Source organism: Microcystis sp. M49636_WE2 (assembly GCF_030065375.1).
GTDB classification, from domain to species: Bacteria; Cyanobacteriota; Cyanobacteriia; order Cyanobacteriales; family Microcystaceae; genus Microcystis; species Microcystis aeruginosa_C.
Genome location: NZ_JASJFG010001028.1, coordinates 1 through 4,387 on the forward strand (window position 1 = coordinate 1; position 4,387 = coordinate 4,387).

General features: G+C 41.7%; 5 protein-coding genes and 1 pseudogene. 1 reads left to right on the forward strand and 5 read right to left on the reverse strand.

Annotation, left to right across the window (positions count from 1 at the left end):
• The 5 genes and pseudogenes from PX484_RS23540 to PX484_RS23560 form a co-directional block, all read right to left on the reverse strand.
• A pseudogene (locus PX484_RS23540) lies at positions 1 to 336 on the reverse strand (pentapeptide repeat-containing protein); the annotation flags it as partial.
• Positions 337 to 341: 5 nt separating this feature from the next.
• Positions 342 to 626 (reverse strand): DUF2103 domain-containing protein, encoded by a 285-nt coding sequence (locus PX484_RS23545; protein ID WP_002758083.1) that lies wholly within the window; start codon positions 624 to 626, stop codon positions 342 to 344.
• A gap of 2 nt (positions 627 to 628) precedes the next feature.
• On the reverse strand, positions 629 to 922 hold the full coding sequence (clpS, locus tag PX484_RS23550; RefSeq protein WP_002758084.1) for an ATP-dependent Clp protease adapter ClpS: 294 nt from the start codon (positions 920 to 922) through the stop codon (positions 629 to 631).
• 55 nt (positions 923 to 977) lie between these two features.
• The gene (locus tag PX484_RS23555; RefSeq protein WP_002775633.1) at positions 978 to 2,111 is read right to left on the reverse strand and encodes a glycosyltransferase family 4 protein; all 1,134 of its coding nucleotides are present in this window, start codon (positions 2,109 to 2,111) and stop codon (positions 978 to 980) included.
• A gap of 97 nt (positions 2,112 to 2,208) precedes the next feature.
• The gene (locus tag PX484_RS23560; RefSeq protein WP_287767997.1) at positions 2,209 to 2,871 is read right to left on the reverse strand and encodes a 4'-phosphopantetheinyl transferase family protein; all 663 of its coding nucleotides are present in this window, start codon (positions 2,869 to 2,871) and stop codon (positions 2,209 to 2,211) included.
• Between the two features lie 110 nt (positions 2,872 to 2,981).
• On the opposite strand from PX484_RS23560, the gene PX484_RS23565 reads away from it, so the two are divergent.
• Positions 2,982 to 3,923, forward strand: coding sequence for a serine hydrolase (locus tag PX484_RS23565; RefSeq protein ID WP_287665206.1), 942 nt, complete (start codon positions 2,982 to 2,984; stop codon positions 3,921 to 3,923).
• The last annotated feature ends 464 nt before the right edge of the window (positions 3,924 to 4,387 follow it).

The window sequence follows — 4,387 nt, forward strand, 5'->3', positions numbered from 1 at the left end:
AGTCGGTAAACCCAGACGGGAAGCGATAAAATTGCCTTGAATTAAGGAATTACTAAAATCTAAACCTAGGGGTTGTTTAGCGCGATTAATTTGACCTTGAATCTGTTGATAAAATTGTTCTTGCAGTTCCTTATTTTCATCGCGGATATCGATAACCAAATTGGCTAAATCGATGGTAGTCATCCCTTCTTTAAGGACGGGTGCGCTTAAACGTTCCTGCAATAAAGTTACTGTTAAAGGAAGTCTATCCATTACTGCCAAACTAGGGAGAGAATGTACAGAGAAAAACAGAAAAACAATGATTAGTAACCAGCAGCCTTTCAACAACGCACCCACGACAGTTATTTTCCTAAACAAGCTTGGATAGCCATTTCTAAATCCTCTTGGTTTAAATCGGTGATAACAAAGACTTCCTGCACACTTTTTCCTGTCCTCGCAATCACCTTAAAACCACCACGAATTGGTACTGATATCCGCAATTGTAACCGCGGACAATGACCTTTTGAGCGAGAAAGTACCCCGGGGGTGACAGTGGTGATTCCCTGATAAGTAATTAACTTTTCTAATACCGCAATCAACCCCGGAATATGAGTAGAATGATTCCAAACTAAGCGACCATTATTCATAATTATGCGGCCTCTAGGGGAGCCATGGTTAATCCTTCCCGTCGCAATTGTTGGTGATAAAGTTCCGCTTGTTCTTGGGGACCTGTCCAGACAATTGCCTGTCCTTGGTAGTGAACTTGATTAGTTAATTCCCAAGCTCGATCGGTAGTCATATCCGGGATATATTTAATTAAACAATTGGCCACATGATCGAAGGTGTTAAAGTCATCGTTGAGAACAATAACTTTATAGTTGGGATAAGTCTTTTTCACCCCTTGGGTGGACTTATCTAAGGTGGTACTGGGTGCGCTGGCCATAAAAGTTACAATAGGTCAAGGTTTTTGCGGTTAAATTCGAGCATTTTGACAACAATTAAGCGGCAAAAGCCACAGAATTATTATTCAAAACTTGGTGATAGTAATTTAATAACTGTTTGGTGGCCGCTTGCCATGCCCATTTTTCCGCTTCTAGACGCGCATTTCGTCGTAATTCCTCTCTTTCTGCCTTGGCGGTTAGTAATCTTTGGGTGGCACTAATTAAACCCTTTTCATCCCTAGGATCGAAGAGATGACCATTAACTCCATCGGTGACAATATCGGGAATTCCCCCCGAATTTGCCGCCACCACCGGACAACCGGCAGCCATGGATTCTAAGAGTACCAAACCGAGGGTTTCTGTGCGTGAGGGAAACAGAAAAGCATCTGCGGAAGCAAAAGCGGAGGCTAATTCTAACCCCTGTAAATAACCGACAAAATGGGTATTTGTGTCGGCAAAATGACTTGTTAAAGCTTCCCGATGGGGACCATCTCCCACAATGGCAAATCTTGCTTCGGGAATCGCTTCTAATACTGGTTTAATGCGATCGATTTCTTTTTCGGCCGACACTCGACCAACATATAATAAGAGAGGACTATCGGGGTTATTTTGGGATAATTTCAGTCTCATAGCTGGGGATTTTAAATGAGGTTGAAATAATTCCGTATCGACTCCCCTTTGCCAAAGCTCTACCTTTTCAATGCCACGACTAGATAATTCTTGCACCATAGCGGTGGAAGTGCAGAGATTTAAACTTGCTTGATTGTGGGCCAGTTTTAATAATTCCCAGAGTAATCCTTCTAGGGAACCTAATCCATAGTGTTGTAGGTATTGGGGGAGATGGGTATGATAGGAAGCGACGAGGGGAATGTTCATAGTTTTGGCAAAATAAATGCCTCCCACCCCTAAAACAGCCGGGTTAACCACATGAATAATATCAGGTTTAAACCTCTCTAAAGCTTGACCGACGGAAGGCCGGGGGAAAGCCATTTTTAATTCCGGATATAGGGGTAAGGGAATCCCTGTAACTCCATGAATTTTAGCACCTTTGTACTCCTTTAAACCGCCATCGGGAGAGAAAACTAATACCTGATGACCTAATCTTTGTAGGTGTTCTACGGTATGTTTAAGACGGGTGACAATGCCATCGATTTTCGGTAAGAAGGTTTCTGTAAAAAGAGCAATTCGCATAGAGAAAACAAGGTTAAGTAATAATTAAGGACAAGCTTTTTTTGAGATAGCTAGGAATAATTACTGAATTTCTCAAGGCAATTAACTCCCCAATTAATCATAGATCAGAAAGGCCAAAGGTTTTAATCACTCGATCGCTACCTTCGATAACCACCGTCGCTCGATAATTATCGCCGATTGCCGCTGTCCATAATTGCCATTCCCCCGCCACATTGTCTAATTTTAAGGGATTGAGGCCCACTTCCACTCGATCGAGTCCCCCGCTAATTCCCGTTCCCAGTGCCTTTAAATAAGCCTCTTTTGCCGTCCATAATTGAAAAAATAGCTTTTCCTTCTCTGGGGACTTTTCAACAACCTCATGTTCCCTAGCACAAAAAAACCTTTTTGTCAAGCTATCTAAATCTTTCATCTGGCGCATTTTCTCTAAATCTACCCCGATGCGAGCGGTTAAAGTCAAGCCACAGATGGCCATATCTTCGGAATGGGAGAGATTAAACTGCAATTGGTAGTTAATACTCGGTTTTCCCCGCTCACTGTAGATAAACTCGATTTTTTCGGGACTTATCGCCAAATATGACCCTAAAATCTCGCGTAAACACCCCCTCGCCACCAAAAAACGCCGCTTGTGTTCGGGAAAATGGTAACGATTAGCTCTAATTATTTCATCTTCCGAGAGCAAAGAAGCCAGTTTTTCTAGTCTATCCCCAGAGGGATCAAGACTGATAAAATAGAGATGAACCTCATCGGTAGATATAAACATTAAACTCAAAAGCGCTCAAATAATTAATTATCGGTAAATTTTACCGTAAAATGAGAATTGCCGATTCAAGAATTTATCCACCTTCTAACTCTTGACTTTGCAGCACACCTATGAACTTTTTTCATACTGAAGACCATCTCCAACAGTTCGGTACAGATATTTTAGAAACAACTTGGCGAGAATTTCCCCAATTAGCTCAAGAACAAATTGCCCTAACTTGGATAGTATATGATCCTCCCGTTGTCGTCAACACGGGGGGAGCAATTTCTCACGAAGAATTCTGGAAATATTCCCCCCGCGGATTTAGTTATCGCGGACAAGAAAGAACCTATCCCGCTAGTTTAGTGAAATTGTTTTATCTGGTAGCAATTCATGAGTGGTTAGAGGGGGGAATGATTGCCGAAAGCAGCGAATTAAATCGCGCCATTCGTGACATGATTGTTGACTCTAGTAATGATGCTGCCAGTTTAGTTGTAGATCTGGTTACGGGAACCACTAGCGGTCCAGAAATTGCCGCCAGTCCCTTTGAAACTTGGAAGCAACAACGCAACATAGTTAATCGTTATTTTCAATCCCTAAATTGGCCGGAATTAGCGACAATTAACGTTAATCAAAAAACTTGGTCTGACGGTCCCTATGGACGTGAACGCGCTTTTTTAGGGGAATTAATGGAGAATCGCAATATGTTAACTAGCAATGCAGTGGCGCGTTTAATTCATACTATTATCGGGGGGATTGCGGTTTCTTCCCAACGTTCCCAGATGATGATGTCTTTACTAAAACGAAGTCTTAATCCTGCTGATTGGACAAGTCAAGGAGATGATACACAAATCTTAGGATTTTTGGGGCAAGGATTACCGGAAAATAGTCAAATTTGGTCAAAAGCTGGTTGGACAAGTCAAGTACGTCACGATGCAGCCTATATTGAAATTCCCCATCATACTCCCTATCTCTTGGTGGTATTTACCGAGGGAAAAGATAACAGTCAAAACCGCTCAATTTTACCTTTTATTTCCCAGAAAGTAGCCGAGAAAATTATGCAGATCCATTAATTTAAGCTGTGGGTAGGATGGTTTTCTCTGCTTGGTGCATCTCAATTTTGGAGAAGTATCTATATCACATTTGGGATCATGCGATATTACATTTGGGCGCACACAATATTACATTTGGGCACACACAATATTACATTTGGGCGCACGCGATGCGCCCCTACTATTGGGGCGATAATGTTATTGTAGGGGCGAATTGCATTCGCCCTCTTTTAATAACTTCTGCTGCTCACCAATAGGTGAGAGATAGGGTTCTTTATTGCAGCTGAAATACTTGATTAAGTAAGGATTTACGGCTCTTCGGTTTGTCTTATGCAACGGACAGAATTATAAGAGATGAAACCCTTATAGAGAAAGATATTTGGCGATTTTTGTCAATTGTTTTTGATCTAGAGCGAACTAATCAATTAAATCTCTTGCCAGATAAGGATTTAGTCGATTTATGCCCCCCTATCGAACCATACCAA

Coding starts and splice junctions, on each gene's coding strand:
- PX484_RS23560 (WP_287767997.1), bottom strand. CDS start 2,871: ATGTTTATATCTACCGATGAGGTTCATCTCTATTTTATCAGTCTTGAT.
- PX484_RS23565 (WP_287665206.1), top strand. CDS start 2,982: ATGAACTTTTTTCATACTGAAGACCATCTCCAACAGTTCGGTACAGAT.
- PX484_RS23545 (WP_002758083.1), bottom strand. CDS start 626: ATGAATAATGGTCGCTTAGTTTGGAATCATTCTACTCATATTCCGGGG.
- clpS (WP_002758084.1), bottom strand. CDS start 922: ATGGCCAGCGCACCCAGTACCACCTTAGATAAGTCCACCCAAGGGGTG.
- PX484_RS23555 (WP_002775633.1), bottom strand. CDS start 2,111: ATGCGAATTGCTCTTTTTACAGAAACCTTCTTACCGAAAATCGATGGC.